We start from the raw sequence: 16371 nt of genomic DNA on the forward strand, positions 1-16371 counted from the left end.
TTCTGTTTGTCAGAAGCCCTTGGGGACAAAATATAATTATTAAAAAAGCCACTTCCTATGTTTCCCAAAAAACAGACACGCGCGTTGGTTTAGATCGACTTTTTATAACATTCAGGGGTGATTTGTACATGGAAGGACTCTATTTGGAAGATTTGAATTCAGATACACTGCTCTACTCCAAAAAGCTGGAAACCGGGATTGAAATTTGGCCGCTGATAAAAAACGGAGATATAGCTATCTCCAAACTTCAATGGGAAGGGTTGACTGCAAAGGTCAAAAGAGACAGTGTCAGCAAAGCATTTAATTTTGATTTTTTAATTGAGGCTTTTGTCTCTGAGACTGATAATGTGAAAGAGAGTGGCGTTGAGGATGATTCCAGTCCCTTTCCTGAATTATCACTAGGCCCTGTAAATATGGAGAATTTTGACTTGAAATATGATGATCAGATTTTGGGTATTCAAGCAAATGCTTCATGGAAAATCATTCGCTTGGTTACGGATGAAATTGATCTGAACAAGATGAATTTTGGGATTGATGAATTTTTAATTGGAGACGCAGATATCCAATACCTTCAATTCAAAGCGTTTCCTGAAAGTGAGGAAACTGAAACACCTACAGAATTACCGCTACCCTTGCTTGTTCTTGAAAAACTGCAGATTCAAAATACCAAAGTTGATTATGAGTCTACGCCGGATGGTATACAGGCATTGGTCTATTTGGATGATCTTTTTTTATCGCTACCCGAAGCAAACCTAGAAGATCAAAAAATATTACTCGAAAGACTGACATTGAGCAATTCCGATTTTTCATTGGAAATGGCCGATATTGAGAATCCAGAGGAACCAAATAAAGCCACAGAACTTCAATCAGGTGGATTTGAGTGGCCTGATTGGTGGGTAGAAATTGGTTCTCTTGATTTTGAAAATATTGGGTTTGATTACAGTCTATCAGATGCACAGATAAAAAATGGGTCTTTTAACCCTGACGCCATAAATCTGTCAGGGTTGGATTTTTCCGTCAACAACTTTTCTTTTAAAGATGAAAATGTGAAAGGGAGAATTGATCAAATTTCCTTCCAAGAGAGCAGCGGACTTTCCTTGGATCAGTTTTCCACCAAATTTTCAATTTCAGACCATCAACTTGAAATTGAATCATTCAATTTAAAAACTGCTCAATCAGCGTTAACAGCAGATTTAGGTTTTAAATATCATTCACTGGTTGAATTGATCAATAAGCCGCAAGATTCTGAATTTAACCTTTCAATTGATGAACTGAAGACTGATGGATCCGAAGCTTTATATTTTGTACCTGAATTGGAAGAAGAGCTCTATTTTAACGAATTGATGAAAAATGGTGTTGTCGGCAGCGGTCAAGTCATTGGGGATTCAAAAAATCTTTCCATCCCAAAATTTGACCTAAAGTATGGTGAAGAAACAACATTGAGGATCCGGTCGGCAGATTTTTCTGATTTCCTTGATTCAGAAAAAATACAACTGGATTTAAAGGAATTTGATTTGATGACCACGGCTGAGGCAATTGATCCTTTTTTGGAGGATTATGATTATAATATTCCACATGAAATTAACCTAAAAGTAAAGGCAAAAGGCGGTTTAAAAGCCATGATTGCAGATGTTTTGTTAAATACATCAGATGGGGATGTAGCTTTCACAGCTGATTATAAAGACAATGAAACATATTTTTTTAAATCTACTTTGATTCTGGATCAACTGGATTTGGGGAAAATTATGGCCCTTTCCGAACTCAGGCCAATAACTCTTGAAACGGAAATTCAAGGTTCTGGAACTGAATTAAGTGATTTGGAGGGTTTGATGAGTATGAAAATTGATAATTTAATCTGGAGTGATTATGACTTTTCAGACTTGGAATTTTCTATTGAAGCAAATGATGGTTTTGCCGAATTGGAAATGGGATTTCAAAATGAAGCATTGGAATTTGATTTGGATCTGCGCGCCAAACTGGATACTGTTGATTCTGAGGTCAATTTCATTTTGGATTTGAGAAAATTAAAATCTGAGGTTTTTGGACTGACTGCACAGGACATCAATACCACGATGAAAGTAAGTGGTTCATTAGAAGGTGATTTGGAAGATTTTGTGGCCAGTTTGAATATCGATGAAGGGTTCTTTTATTATGACGGAAGATCTTTTCCTTTGGGACAAGTTGATTTTCAGACAACCATGAACCCTGAAACTTCTGAACTTAAAATCAATTCAGATTTTTTGGTTGGAGAGTTTCAGGCTACTGGTTCTCTAGCGGATATCAGCACATCTATTGAAAATTATTTTCAGGAATTGATAGCAAAAGAATCAAGCTCCATAGATTTACCTGAAATCACAGCGCAAGCTGATTTCAAATTTCATTCTACACCTTTTATAGATCAGCTTCTAATCTCTGGAATTGAGGAATTGGACACAGTTCATATTGATCTTTTATTTGATTCAAAGGCGAGGATATTGAATTCAAATGTATTTGTTTCAAACGTACGGTATACAGATATCGAATTGGATACTTTAAAAATTGATTTTAAAGGAGATCAATCCGTGCTAAAATTGGATGCTGGATTTCAACATTTAGCCATTGGTCCTGTCGATATGGGTGAAACCAACTTGGTGATGGAGTTTGAAAACAGTATGCTGGAATTTGGCTTTATTTCAAGAAATGACACCACGAAAGTGATGCAGCTTTTTTCTGAATTCAGCTTATCTGAAGATACCGTAACTTTTCATATTGATCCGAAAGGACTGATACTGAATTCAAGAGCTTGGTCAATTCCTGAGGATAATTTAGTGACGTACACGCCCAATTTCCTCAATTTCAATGAATTCAATTTTTCTAGAAATGGTCAATCACTTAGTTTTACCAATGAATTGAATAATATTGACACGGATGATATTGGCGTGTCTTTTCAGGATTTCAGATTGAGTACACTATTGGGCTTTTTAAATCCGGATGACCCTTTGGCAAAAGGAATTGCTAATGGTAAGTTGATAGTGGAAAATCCATTTGAAGCGATTGGTGTTGTAGCGGATTTTGAAGTCAGGGAGATGGAGGTGTTTGAAATTCCTTTGGGGAATTTATCAGTGGAGGCCACAGCAAATAGCTTAGAAGAATATGATTTTAATCTTTCACTCAAAGAAGGTGGGATAGACCTTGATTTAGCCGGAATGATTGTGGCTGATTCGGTAAGTTCAAAATTGGATCTCAATATGAGTTTAAATGCTTTTCAATTGTCATTGTTGGATAAGATCAGTGATGGAGAAGTTAGAAATGGGAAAGGAATTATTTCCGGACAGATTAAATTGGAAGGCAGCATACAGGATCCCATTTACAAAGGAGAGGTTTTCTTTGAGGAGGCAGGATTCCTCATATCGGATTTCAACACCTCATTCCTACTTCCCAATGAAAAAATCAATATGGATAATTCGGGCTTCACCTTTAATAAGTTCAACATCAAAGATGTAAATGGAAATGCCTTTGTGATTGATGGGAAAGTCATTACCGATGATTTTTTAGATGTTGGGTTTGACCTTAAGCTTGTGACACAAAACTTCCAGGTCATGAATTCAACACGTGCTGATAATGACTTGTTTTTTGGAAAAGCCAATGTTGACCTTGACATGACGGTTGGTGGATCGATGAGTCTTCCTGTAGTCACTGTTCAACTGAAAGTTAACCAAGATTCCAATGTTTCATTTATTGTGCCTGAGGATCAATTGGATATGATCGAAAGGACTGGCGTGGTTATTTTTGTTAACCACAATGATCCCTATGATATCCTTACCCAACGAGAAATGGATATTTCGACCAAAGGATTTGTTGGGTATGATGTCAGGGCAAATTTGCAGGTAGACCCTGAAACTGTTTTCAACCTGATTGTAGATGAAAGGACAGGTGATAACCTTAGGATTCAAGGTGAGGCTGACCTCAATATGTTGATGAATCCAAATGGGGATATTTCGCTTTCCGGACGTTATGAAGTAAGAAGTGGTCATTATGAACTGAATTTATTTGGATTGGTCAACAGGAGATTTGAATTGGCAAAGGGAAGTTCAGTAGTCTGGAATGGAGACCCAATGGATGCCACTTTGGATTTGACAGCGATCTATAATGTTCGGACCTCAGCATCTGAATTGATGCAGGCCCAACTGAGCGGTACTGACGGAGAAACCAGAGGACAGTTCAGACAGGTACTTAATTTTATGGTTTATCTTAAAATAGGAGGAGAACTGGTGAAACCTGAAATATCTTTTGAACTTGACATGGCTGAACAGGAAAGAGGGGCTTTTGGAGGAAGTGTATACGGCATGATTCAACAGATCAATGAAAAAGATGATGATCTGATCAAACAGGTCTTTTCCTTATTGGTTTTGAATCAGTTTTTTCCGGTCATGGGCAATGATGGTACCACAGGCGGGTCGGTCAATCTTGCCCGCTCAAGCGTCAGTCAGGTACTTTCTTCCCAGCTCAACGCCCTGTCGGGTAAATTATTCGGGGATTCAGGATTTTCTGTCGATTTTGACCTGGATTCCTACACTGATTTTCAATCAGGAGGACCCGCTGATCGAACCCAATTGAACGTTGCGGCTCAACAGCGGTTGATGGATGATAGGTTGGTGATTTCTGTTGGAGGTCAGGTGGATGTAGAGGGTGGCAGTCAAGAAATCGATCAGGGAGACGCCTTATTTGGTGATGTCAGTTTGGAGTATTTGCTGGATACCCGTGGACAATGGAGAGTTAAAGCATATCGGAAAAACCAGTTTGAATCTGTAATAGATGGTCAACTGATTGTCACAGGCATTTCATTTATTTTTAATAAAGAATTCAATGCTTTCAAAGAATTATGGAAAAGGGCACCCAAACCAGAAGCATTTTCGGAGGAAGAAAATGAGAAAGAAGAAATGAATGTTGAAGGTGAAAAAACAGAAAATTAATTATGGAAAAAAGATTTACCATACTGATTTTTGTTTGTTTGATCGCAGTTTCGTCCTGCGGGGTAAAGAAGTTTATTCCTGAGGGTGAAAGTCTCTACACTGGATCTGAACTGATTTTGGATTCAGACCTGTCAAAACGTGAACTTTCATCCTTAGAAAATGACTTGGAATCTTTGATCAAACCTGAGCCCAACGGAAAGATTCTAGGTGTACGATTTGGGCTGTGGGCTCATTATAAAGGGAACAAAGAAAAACCTGGATTTATAAACAGGTTTTTGAGCAGGAAATTTGGAGAAAAACCAGTTTATCTCAGCAATGTTCAGCCTGAACGGACAGGAAATATTCTTACCAACAGATTGGAGAACAAAGGATATTTTTTTGCAGAGGATAATTATGAAATTTTGGAAAAAGGAAAATTTTCCGGTATTGAATATACTTTAAAATTTGGGGAGGCCTATCGTTTGGAAACATTAGAGCTCCTTGGTGATTCATTGGAAATTATTCAGGAAATTGACCTTGCCAAAACCACTTTGACAAAAGGTACAAGACTTGATTTGGATGCCCTGAAAAAGGAAAGAGAAAGGATTGACGAACAGCTTAAAGCCAAAGGTTATTACAACTTTAACTCTAATCTGCTGATTTTTGAGGCTGATACGAATCAATATGATGATCGCAAATTTGACTTATATCTCAGGCTTAAAAGTAATACTCCCATAAAATCCACTTATCCTTACACGATCAAGCATATCCACGTTTTTCCTAATTATGCTATCAATACGGATATCACAGATGCAGACACAGTCAATGTCAAAGGTATCGATATCATTCAAGAAGGTGAGGTTTTTAAACCCCATCTGTTGGAACAATACGTTCTTTTCAAAAAAGGTAATAAATATAACCCAACTACCTCGAGATTGACCTCGAATAGACTCTCCTCCATTGGTAATTTCAGGTATGTCAATATTTCATTTGATGAAATAGATTCTGTCCGATCAGAGGATGGTACTTATCCATTGGATGCTAGGATTTTATTGTCTCCGCTAAATGAAAGAGCCCTGAGGGCAGAAATTCAAGCAGTGACCAAATCCAATAGTTTTGTTGGACCGGCTTTGATGTTGAGCTACCAAAACAGAAATATTTTCAAAGGTGGAGAATTGCTGGGTTTGACAGCCTCATTTGGATATGAACAACAAATATTATCAGGAGATAGAGAAGGCTTGAGGTCTATTGAATTGGGTTTGCAAGGTTCGTTGATCTTTCCAAGGGTGATTTTCCCTGTACCAATCATGAATCGTTTCAGATATTCAATTCCGAAAACCAAAATAAGTACGGGATTTGAATATCAAAACAGAACTGACCTATATCTACTCAATTCATATAATGCTTCATTTGGTTATTTCTGGAATGTGAACAGGTTTGTTTACCATGAATTCAATCCCATCAGTCTAAGTGTGGTCAACTTGGTGAACACTACTCCTAAGTTTGATGAAATCTTGGATTCCAATCCATTTCTAAGAAGGAGTTTTGAACAGCAGTTTATTTCCGGAATGAATTATACCTTTAATTTCAATCAACTCGTGGATGAGGAAAGAAAAAACTCCATCTTTTTTGCGACCTCAGTTGATTTCGCCGGTAATTTATTTAAAGGAATTAATACCCTATTAGATACACAAAATCCCGGTTTTGTATTCGGTCTCGAATACGCACAATATGTCAAAGGGGAGATCGACCTGAGATACTATCATAAAGTAACACCTGAGAATGTAATCGTGACAAGACTTTTTGCAGGAACGGGTATTCCTTTGGGCAATTCAGTTTCTTTGCCATTTGTCAAGCAGTTTTTTTCCGGTGGACCTAGAAGTGTTAGGGCTTTTAGGATCAGGTCATTGGGCCCAGGTACCTTCATCCCTGAAGGATTCGAAACGGGAGGCTTTTTTGACCAAGCAGGTGATATCCGATTGGAGGGGAATATCGAATATAGGTTTCCATTCAACAAATATTTAAAAGGTGCTTTTTTTGTTGATGCAGGCAACGTATGGTTATACAATGAAAATGACGCGCTACCCGGTGGAAGGTTCTCATCCAAATGGGTGGAGGAATTAGGAGTAGGGGCTGGTTTTGGTTTGAGAATCGATATTCAATTGTTCGTATTGCGCTTTGACTTGGCATTACCTGCCAGAAAGCCTTGGTTACCCGAAAACGAAAGGTGGCTGGATAGTTTCAATTTCAGGAGTTCTGAATGGAGGAGACAGAATATGGTTTTGAATTTTGCTATAGGCTATCCTTTCTAGGATATCTCCTTAAACCTCCTGAAGGTATATCCATGGATCAGGATGACATAATCATATTTACTTCGGATAATTTTGTAATTATTCCAACAACCTATTTTATCGGGTAATCGGCTGTGGAAAAATAGCCATACTCTCATGACCTTTTTCACCTACTGACTGCACCGCAAAGAAATAATTGTCTTTCGAATAAGGAATGGTCAATGTAGTCTCTTCAGTATAGAATTTTCTTTCCCACATTGAAGAATCAGTTTCTCTCATCAAAACATAATAACCCTTGGCTTTTCCATTGGCAGGTGACTCCCATCTTAGGGTAGAAGTGTTACTGAGTCTTCTGACATCAATCCCGACACTCTGTGGCTCTGATGGGGCAGAGGCTAATGAAGCCAAAGAAGCTAAATTAATCCCTGTGATCTTTCTCATGTATTCAAAATCCACAAAATCAGGAAGATCTCCATATTGGATTCCATTTTCAACCCTGACATTCTCATGTTGGTGATAATAATTTTCATTCATTTCACAGACCCTGATTGCTGTAAAACCTTCCCTTGCAAATGGAGTATGGTCACCACCTCTCAGAAATCTATCATTTCTGTACACCAATTTTACCTCCAATTGATCCACATATCTTTCACCGACTTCTTTCATGTATCTGGCCAGCTGTCTTGACTTGCTGTCATTTTCCCCGTTGGTATAGCGTCTTATAGCAGCCATTTGCTCGTTCTCCGCGGCAGGTACTCCTTCTGAAAAAATCCGGACTCTTGTGTTGTCGTTGATATTGGTTTGAGATGAATGGCTGTTGCCAATCATGTCATTGTTGAGCATGGCAACCAGATTCCAATTTTCTTTTTTGGCTTTCTCTGCGAGGTATGCAGCTCCTTTTAGGCCTTGTTCTTCACCTGATACGATTACAAAAATAATGGTGGCCGAGAATGATTTTTTGGACATGATTTTGGCCAATTCAATGACAGCTGCAACTCCCGAACCATCATCATTTGCTCCTGGAGCATCAATTTCATTATCCATAACACCCAATGCTCTGCTATCAATATGGGCTGAAATGAGGAAAATCCTATTATCATTTGGGTCAGTTCCTTTTAAGGTAGCCATTACATTGCCCAGCTTACTGTCAGTAGGGATTCTTCTTCCATCAGCAGGAATGATAAAAGTATCGATATAAGAAGTTAATCTTCCTTTGGAATCAGCTTCAAATGACTTGAAGTGATCGAGGACATAATTTTGCGAAGCCAGAATTCCTTCATTGGGGTTGTCAGCACTTAAGGTATGTCTAGTCCTGAAATCGGCTAATTCCCTGACATATTTTTCAAGACTTTCCGCTGATACTTCAGAAACCATTTTATCTATGGCTGCGTCTCTATGAATTATTTGGGTCTGGGCATTAGCCAGGTTTAACTGCAAAAGGGCGATAAAGAGTAAAATTCTTTTCATTTATGGGATTGGTGAAGGTGAAAGCTTTAAATTTACCTGTAGGATGATTCAATTTAAACCAATATTACATGAATGAAATATTAATTCCTCAAGAAGGTGAATATGGGCAATTTTATGAAGGCTATATTTCTTGGGTCAAAGGTAAAGATATCCAAAAGTTATTACTCTCCCAGATTGAGGAGATTAGGGGGATTTATGAGAAAATGGGTGAGGAAAAGAGTAACCATGCCTATGCTGTAGGTAAATGGACAGCCAAGGAGCTGTTGGGGCATATCACGGATACCGATCGGTTGATGAGCTTTAGGGCCTTGTGTTTTGCAAGAGGGGAAAAAGCCGCATTACCCGGATTTGATCAAGATGAATATGTCAAAACGGCAAATTTTAATTCCATTTCTTTAACAAGGTTATTAGAGGATTTTGAAATGTCAAGGTATGCCATTACCTCACTCTTGAATTCACTACCGGTTGAATCTTTGAAAAACACCGGTATCGCCAATGAAACTGTCGTAAGTGTCAGGGCTTTGTACAACATCATTCCGGGCCATACCCAACATCATTTAAATATATTGAGAGAAAAATATCTCAGGGAAAAGTAAAAATAATTTAGTTAGCAAATAAATTAATTAATCTCTCATTTTAGGTTAATTTTGCTGAATTTATCTAAATCAAATATTTTACAAATTATGCAAAGAACAAGAGCACAGGAATCCAGGGCGGCCATCGAGAAACTATACATTACCATGAGACATCTTTTTATGAGAGGGTCTTATAAGCCAATGGGGGTTTCAGGGGAGTCTTTGGTGGATTCACTTTTGGTGTTGAGTCCTGAGATATATGGATTATTATCACAAGACGAAAAAATTGAGTTGGATGGACTTTTATATGTGATGGAACGTCTTCCACGAGGTATTGAAGAATGCAGGTATATCCGATTGATCAGCAGAGAAGGCTATGAAAACTCAAATTTTCTTGCAATTGTTCCTGCCAAAAGAAAGAGGAACTGTTATCGGGTAGATCAGGATCAAATGTACGTGGAGATGACACGTGGGCGATCAGATATTTATGATATCCTAACCCATCTGACGTTTTTGTATATAGAGGCTGAAAAAATCAAATCCAACAGTACGGATACCAAGGGGAGATTTGACCTTAATTGGGAAATGCTTTCCAAGATTGTCCAAAAGGAAGAGAGAGGAGATGAAATAGATCAGGAAGTAGCCTGTTCTTATTTAAGTCATGTGATTGGAAGGACTTTTGATGAGACCCATGCTGCAGTTGTCAAATTTGAAGAATCCCCTCATACCAGCAGTCTTTTTTCCATCGTTTACCATATGGGTAAATTGGCAATGGATGAAGTTTTTGAGGGAAAGGATAGGGAGATTTCATTTTCTTCCACCTTGAGGCAGCGGGTAGGTCATCATGTATATGGTGAACTTTGGGCCAATAAGATCAAATCGGTATTGTTTGAGGAAGGATTGATTGACCGACCGATACATATTGTTTCGGCTAATCTCCATAGTTTTCTCAATACCATTTATGGGTATCAGGCTTTGGGATTGACTTCATTTGCACAGATTGAAAAAGTGGCTTTAGATATCAGTGTGGGTGCCAAAAACAACAAAAAGAAAGATATCTTAAATTATGCCCAGAAAAACGGATTTATTGAGATTCATGATGAATCCGGTACCAATATTAACGTACAGGTTTTTGATACGGCAAGAATGTCCAAAGAAACAATTCTTCCAGGCTTGAAAATTTCGGATGGAAAAAAGAAGAAGCCTATCATACTTGTCATGGATTATGCCTTTGGAGAACAAGCGTATGAGTGTTTTGATGAATTGTTGAAGCCATTTGAAACCATGGAAGGCAAAAGTTATCCTTTGGATGTACTTTCCGCCTCGATTATGGGTAAGGCAGGGATTCTAACAGGGAACAAGGGGGATATCATGATTCCTGACAGTCATGTGTTTGAAGGAACTGCTGACAATTATCCTTTTAAAAATGAATTAAAAATAGATGACTTTGACGGTCACGATATGGGTGTATATCAAGGGACAATGTTCACTGTGTTGGGAACTTCTTTACAGAACAAAGATGTGTTGAGTTATTTGATGGAGTCATCATGGAAGGCCATCGGACTTGAGATGGAGGGTGCTCATTATCAAAAAGCCATTCAAAGTGAGAGTAGAATCCGTCAGAGCATCAGGAAAAATGTGAAAGTGCTTTATGCATATTACGCATCTGATAATCCTTTGGAAACAGGAAGTACCCTAGCCTCGGGAGCTTTGGGTATGGATGGGGTCAAACCAACTTACCTGATCACTTACAAGATTCTTGAGAAAATATTCAATTAAGACTATAATTTGGAAATATTCTGATTTCCGGTCTGCCTACAGAATCTATGCTATTTTTTTAGCATAGATTTATTTTTTCATTCTGTTTTTTAACTTACAATAGCCTGTGTTATTAATCATGGATAAATATGATATTCATCAGGTTTTTTATAGCTAATCCTTCTCAATTTTACATCATCAAACAAACAAAAATATGATGAAGCAGTACAGTATTTGGATCACAAGGATCGTAGTTTTTGCCCTTGTATTCGTAAGTTCACACGTATTTGCACAGGTAAAATATACATTGGCACCTACGTCAGAAATGAAAATTTCCGGAGGCTCAACCCTACATGATTGGGACATGACTTCTACCTCGGCTACTGGGGAAGGACAATTTGTGATGGAAGGTAGCCAATTTAAAGGTATCAAGAGTTTAAGAGTCCAATTGGAAGCTGAAACTTTGAAAAGTGGTACAAGAGGTTTGGACAACAATGCCTACAAAGCATTGGATACCAAAAAGCATCAAAATGTGGTTTTTACCTTAAAAGAAATCACTGGAAGTGGTAGCAGCTACCAAGCAAAAGGTGACTTTACCATTTCAGGAGTCACCAAATCAGCATCCTTTCCCGTAAAAATGACCCAATCAGGTGGAAATCTAACCTTTGAAGGAAGTTATGACACTAAGCTCACTAATTTCTCCATTGATCCCCCAACTGCCTTATTGGGCACAGTTAAAACAGACGACGAAATCACCATTTCATTTAAAACAAAATTTCAACCCTCAAAATAATTCCCCACAACAATGAAAAAGTACATAATTACAGCGATCGCTATAGTCGGATTGACATTTTCCGCATTAGCCCAAGGACTTCAAAGAGACGTTCAATTCTGGAGACCTTATGACCAAAGAGGTCTGAATATCTTTGAAACAGGAAAAGAAGATACGGTTGCCTTCGAAGGCATGAAAGTAAGAATCGGTGGACATTTTGCCCAACAGTGGCAAAGTCTTAGTCATCAAAATACAGCCACGCCTGTGTTGAATGCAAACAATGTAAACGTCAATCAACTCATTGACATTGGTGCAGGTACCAACCTTGCGACTGCCAACCTTAACATTGACGTTGAATTGGCTGATGGTTTGAGATTGAACTTGATGACTTATCTTTCCTCAAGACACCACCCGGAAACTTGGGTAAAAGGCGGATACCTTCAAGTAGACAAACTGGGCTTTTTAAATTTGGGCAACACAGATTGGTTTGACAAATACCTTACCGTCCGTGTCGGTCATATGGAAATCAACTATGGTGATGCACACTTTAGAAGATCAGATAATGGCAATGCCATGTGGAACCCTTTTGTAGGAAACTATATCATGGACGCATTTACTACTGAAGTTGGTGGAGAAATCTTCTTCCAGAGCAACGGATGGTTGGCCATGGCTTCTGTCACAGGTGGAGAAATCCAAGGTGGAGTTACTAATCCTGCCAACAGGAAACCAAGCTTTATCGGTAAATTTGGTTATGACAAGAACCTGAATGATGATTTGAGAGTAAGGTTGACCGGTTCGGTATACACTACATCAGGTTCTCAGAATAACACGCTTTGGGGTGGAGATAGAGCAGGATCGAGATATTATCTTGTCATGGAGAATACCCTTGCCAGTACAGCTGGAAACTTTACTTCCGGTAGGTTTAACCCAGGTCAAAGAAATAACATTACTGCCTTTGTATTCAATCCTTTCATCAAATTCCAAGGCTTAGAATTCTTCGGTAACTTTGAAAGATCAACTGGTAAAGCCAGGAATGAAACCGAGGACAGAACTTGGAATCAGACAGGTGCTGACTTAGTGTACAGATTTGGTGCCCATGAAAAATTCTATGTAGCTGGCAGGTATAACAAAGTCAGCGGTCCATTGGCCGGATCCGGACTTGAAGTAAGCCTTGACAGAATCCAAATTGGCGGAGGATGGTTTGTAACCAAGAATGTTCTTGCTAAATTGGAGTATGTTAGCCAAAATTATAATGACTTTGCTGCAGCAGACAGATTCAACGGTGGTAGATTCAATGGTCTGATGATCGAAGGCGTGATAGGCTTCTAATCTAAAAATTCAAATGCGTGTCCTTTTAATCCTTTTACTGATCCTTTTCAATCCTGACCTCAAAGAAAAAAGAGAAGTCATTGTCACCAAGAAAGTAATTACTGTAAGTGGACAGACTTCTATAGGCGGATTCAATTGTGATTATGCTAAAAATGGTTTAAAGGACACGCTTTATATTGATTATGATGATTTAAAAAAAGAATTGATTTTTGATATTCCCGTCCAAGATTTTTCATGTGGCAATTTTTTACTGAACAGAGATTTCAGGAAAACCATTAAGGCAGAACAATTTCCAACTGCAAAAGTCAAAGTTAGGAACCTGCAGTCCAATTATGGACATTATACTTGTGATCTTTCAGTTGATTTGGTTGGAAAAACACTTCACTTCCCGGCCTTGGTTTTAAAAAGGACTCCTGCAGGTGTTTCAGGTAATTTAATTTTAAGCTTTGAAGAATTGGCATTGGAAACCCCCAAAAAAATGGGAGGACTGATTAAAGTTGAAGAAGCACTTCATTTGGAGATACAGCTTGGATTTTAATGTGTTTTTTTTAGGTTCTTCTCGGCGTTCCTCTAACAAGTATTTCTAAAGCTTTTTTATTTTCCTATTACTGTTCAATTTGTTACTTCAGAGCAAACATCCATCTTTTCAAACTATATCCAAAAACTCCCTGATGTAAAAATTTCATCAAAACCATTTATTCAATAATTTATACAATTTCCTATGATTTGTGTAATAAATACAATTACCTGATTCATAGCTTTATGGGAAGGTGACAATTGTCATTGAATGCAACCATTGAGACTTTTAGCGGTCCAATGGTCATTTAGCTTTACACAAAAATTAACTATCAATTTTTAAAATGTAACATTATGCTCGCGACAAATTATAGAGGAAAACGAAGAATCCGTGTAGACAGAGATGCACCAATTCCAGAAATTCAACATACACAAGACGCCATCATCAAAGTAACGAGAACTTGTATTTGCGGTTCTGATCTTCATTTATATAATGGAAATGTACCTGACACAAGGGTAGGTAGCGTTTTTGGTCATGAATTTGTTGGTATTGTATCAGAAATTGGTAATGATGTTACCAATATTAAAGTGGGAGATCAAGTGATCGTACCTTTCAACATCGCTTGTGGCGAGTGCATTTTTTGTGAGCAAGAATTATATGCTTCGTGCCATGAATCAAATGCCCAGTCTACTGCATTGAGTGGTATTTTTGGATATTCACACCTTGCTGGAGGTCATCAAGGCGGTCAAGCAGAATATGTCAGGGTACCCTATGCCAATGTTGGCCCTATGGTCATTCCTGAAAACATGGATCTTGATGATGCCGTGTTGCTCGCAGACATCCTACCTACCGGCTATCAAGCCGCTGAAATGGGTGGGATACAAAAAGGAGATACGGTAGTAGTGTTTGGTGCAGGGCCGGTAGGAATTATGGCAGCCAAATGTGCCTGGTTATTTGGTGCTGGACGGGTGATTGTTATTGATAAGGAAGAATACCGTCTTGATTTTGTAAGGCAATATGCAAATTGCGAAGTTTATAATTTTCTTTCCCTTGAAGACCCGGTTAGGTTCATCAAACAAATCACTGATTGGGTAGGTGCAGATGTTTGCATAGATGCTGTAGGGGCAGAAGCAGCTGGGGATGCTTTACAAACCATCACAGGCAGGAAGTTATTGCTACAGGCAGGATCGGCTACCGCTTTACAGTGGGCCATCAATTCGGTGAAAAAAGGGGGAATCGTTTCAGTGGTTGGTGTGTACGGTCCAACAGGTAATCTGGTGCCTATTGGCAATGTGGTGAATAAAGGAATCACAATACGTGCAGGTCAGGCTTCCGTTAAAAGACTGCTTCCCCGATTGATCAAACATTTACAGGATGGTATCATTAATCCGAAGGAATTAATTACACACAGGATACCATTGGAGGAGGCTGCTGATGCCTATAGAATGTTTTCCGGAAAACTGGATTATATGATAAAACCTGTATTGATTCTACCAACTGTTAGCCTTTAAATTATATTACCATGAATAATGAAATTAAAGATAATTCGCATATAAAAGGATGGGGGATTGATGCAGATCCTAAAAACGACCCAACCTATCCGATTCAACACCGAAAAGAGGGGCCATTTAAATATGAAAGAAAAGATCAAAAACAGCAGCCCATTACTCAGGAAGTTTTGCATTCCAACGAAAGACCAAATGTAAGTGCTGTGTATGGTTTGGGACCTGAGCCATCTGGGCTAAGCGGCAAATTAAGGCGATTTGCTTTTGAGCATGGAGAAGGTGAGTTTAGTCACTGGATTCCTCTTATTTTGGCTGATAGGGTAAATGCCATTGAAGGTGTTTTAGATGATCTTAAAAATGGCAAATTTCCTAATATTATTATAGAAAAAGGTTGGCCAGCTCAATGGAAACACGACAAAAAAGGTTTGATTAAAAAACTATCAATTTATACAGCCATCACGGTGGGGACAATTTGGTTGATTGTTAGAAAGAAATAAAAATAGGGGGTGACCCCTATTTTTATTTTCAGGAGGAGGAAATTTGATCAGAGATAATAATTGAAAAATATTTTCAAGGGCAGCCACCACCCTTAACATAATATAATACCCAGGGCAGACTTTGGTCTAATCTTGTCTCCCCGAGTGCCCAACATTCTGAAAATGTTCAAAATAGGTAATGACATCAGGTTTCCCGTCATCCTGAGGCACGAAGGATCTCCAGAGGTCCTATTTAAGTTTATTTTAATCATTTGCGGATCCTCATGAGACCCTGATCCCGATAGCCATCGGGATCAGGGTGACGGCTGCTCCGATTTATGTCATTGGTAGTGATGAAAATTTGGCATTTACAGAAAGGAAATGACATCAAAATGGGCAGTAGACCTCTCCTGACGTCGAGGTGACAAGGCAAAGTCCTGTAATAGATTCGAATGCTATTTGAAGTCCTAAACCATCAATTTCAAAATCTGTCATTGGTAGTTTTTAAAATTAGGCATTTACAGAAAGGAAAATGACATCAAGGCGGGCTGCAGACCTCTCCTGACGTCGAGGTGACAAGGCAAAGTTCTGTAATAGATTTGAATGCTATTTGTAGTTCTGTACCATCAATTTTCAAATCTGTCATTGGTAGTTATGAAAATTAGCATTTACAGAAAAGGTTGTGACATCTAGGTGGGCTGCAGACCTCTCCTGACGTCGAGGTGACAAGGCAAAGTCCTGTAATAGAAT

At 38.6% G+C, this 16371-nt stretch carries 10 protein-coding genes; 9 read left to right on the forward strand and 1 reads right to left on the reverse strand.

From position 1 onward, the window contains the following. Nucleotides 1-128: 128 nt before the first annotated feature. Both HMJ38_RS10505 and tamL read left to right on the forward strand, forming a co-directional pair. Entirely contained in the window at nt 129-4952 is a 4824-nt protein-coding gene (locus tag HMJ38_RS10505) for a translocation/assembly module TamB domain-containing protein (RefSeq protein ID WP_228779999.1), read from the forward strand. Nucleotides 4953-4954: 2 nt separating this feature from the next. After that, nucleotides 4955-7243: a translocation and assembly module lipoprotein TamL gene (tamL, locus tag HMJ38_RS10510; RefSeq protein WP_194974342.1), complete on the forward strand. Its 2289-nt coding sequence runs from the start codon at nt 4955-4957 to the stop codon at nt 7241-7243. Between the two features lie 96 nt (nt 7244-7339). On the opposite strand, the gene HMJ38_RS10515 is transcribed toward tamL, so the two are convergent. Next, nucleotides 7340-8689: a M28 family metallopeptidase gene (locus tag HMJ38_RS10515; RefSeq protein WP_194974343.1), complete on the reverse strand. Its 1350-nt coding sequence runs from the start codon at nt 8687-8689 to the stop codon at nt 7340-7342. Nucleotides 8690-8757: 68 nt separating this feature from the next. Between HMJ38_RS10515 and HMJ38_RS10520 the strand changes: the two genes are divergently transcribed. The 7 genes from HMJ38_RS10520 (at nt 8758) to HMJ38_RS10550 (ending at nt 15642) form a co-directional block, all read left to right on the forward strand. Continuing rightward, nucleotides 8758-9285 carry a DinB family protein gene (locus HMJ38_RS10520; RefSeq protein ID WP_194974344.1) on the forward strand — a complete coding sequence of 176 codons (528 nt, stop codon included), beginning with the start codon at nt 8758-8760 and terminating at the stop codon, nt 9283-9285. Between the two features lie 87 nt (nt 9286-9372). Further along, nucleotides 9373-11043 carry a DUF6909 family protein gene (locus HMJ38_RS10525; protein ID WP_194974345.1) on the forward strand — a complete coding sequence of 557 codons (1671 nt, stop codon included), beginning with the start codon at nt 9373-9375 and terminating at the stop codon, nt 11041-11043. A gap of 193 nt (nt 11044-11236) precedes the next feature. Beyond that, entirely contained in the window at nt 11237-11815 is a 579-nt protein-coding gene (locus tag HMJ38_RS10530; protein WP_228780000.1) for a YceI family protein, read from the forward strand. A gap of 12 nt (nt 11816-11827) precedes the next feature. Beyond that, complete coding sequence (locus HMJ38_RS10535; RefSeq protein WP_194974346.1) at nt 11828-13123, forward strand: hypothetical protein; 1296 nt, start codon at nt 11828-11830, stop codon at nt 13121-13123. A gap of 13 nt (nt 13124-13136) precedes the next feature. Further along, nucleotides 13137-13661 (forward strand): hypothetical protein, encoded by a 525-nt coding sequence (locus HMJ38_RS10540; RefSeq protein WP_194974347.1) that lies wholly within the window; start codon nt 13137-13139, stop codon nt 13659-13661. A gap of 332 nt (nt 13662-13993) precedes the next feature. Further along, nucleotides 13994-15151, forward strand: a complete 1158-nt coding sequence (locus HMJ38_RS10545; RefSeq protein WP_194974348.1) for a zinc-dependent alcohol dehydrogenase — start codon at nt 13994-13996, stop codon at nt 15149-15151. Between the two features lie 11 nt (nt 15152-15162). Next, on the forward strand, nt 15163-15642 hold the full coding sequence (locus HMJ38_RS10550; protein ID WP_194974349.1) for a hypothetical protein: 480 nt from the start codon (nt 15163-15165) through the stop codon (nt 15640-15642). Nucleotides 15643-16371: the final 729 nt, after the last annotated feature.

Source organism: Aquiflexum lacus (genome assembly GCF_015476655.1).
Taxonomy (GTDB): Bacteria; Bacteroidota; Bacteroidia; order Cytophagales; family Cyclobacteriaceae; genus Aquiflexum; species Aquiflexum lacus.

Excerpts from the sequence above, each read along its gene's own strand:
- HMJ38_RS10515 (WP_194974343.1), bottom strand. The coding sequence starts at position 8,689 with ATGAAAAGAATTTTACTCTTTATCGCCCTTTTGCAGTTAAACCTGGCT.
- HMJ38_RS10520 (WP_194974344.1), top strand. The coding sequence starts at position 8,758 with ATGAATGAAATATTAATTCCTCAAGAAGGTGAATATGGGCAATTTTAT.
- tamL (WP_194974342.1), top strand. The coding sequence starts at position 4,955 with ATGGAAAAAAGATTTACCATACTGATTTTTGTTTGTTTGATCGCAGTT.
- HMJ38_RS10540 (WP_194974347.1), top strand. The coding sequence starts at position 13,137 with ATGCGTGTCCTTTTAATCCTTTTACTGATCCTTTTCAATCCTGACCTC.
- HMJ38_RS10530 (WP_228780000.1), top strand. The coding sequence starts at position 11,237 with ATGATGAAGCAGTACAGTATTTGGATCACAAGGATCGTAGTTTTTGCC.
- HMJ38_RS10525 (WP_194974345.1), top strand. The coding sequence starts at position 9,373 with ATGCAAAGAACAAGAGCACAGGAATCCAGGGCGGCCATCGAGAAACTA.
- HMJ38_RS10535 (WP_194974346.1), top strand. The coding sequence starts at position 11,828 with ATGAAAAAGTACATAATTACAGCGATCGCTATAGTCGGATTGACATTT.
- HMJ38_RS10505 (WP_228779999.1), top strand. The coding sequence starts at position 129 with ATGGAAGGACTCTATTTGGAAGATTTGAATTCAGATACACTGCTCTAC.
- HMJ38_RS10550 (WP_194974349.1), top strand. The coding sequence starts at position 15,163 with ATGAATAATGAAATTAAAGATAATTCGCATATAAAAGGATGGGGGATT.
- HMJ38_RS10545 (WP_194974348.1), top strand. The coding sequence starts at position 13,994 with ATGCTCGCGACAAATTATAGAGGAAAACGAAGAATCCGTGTAGACAGA.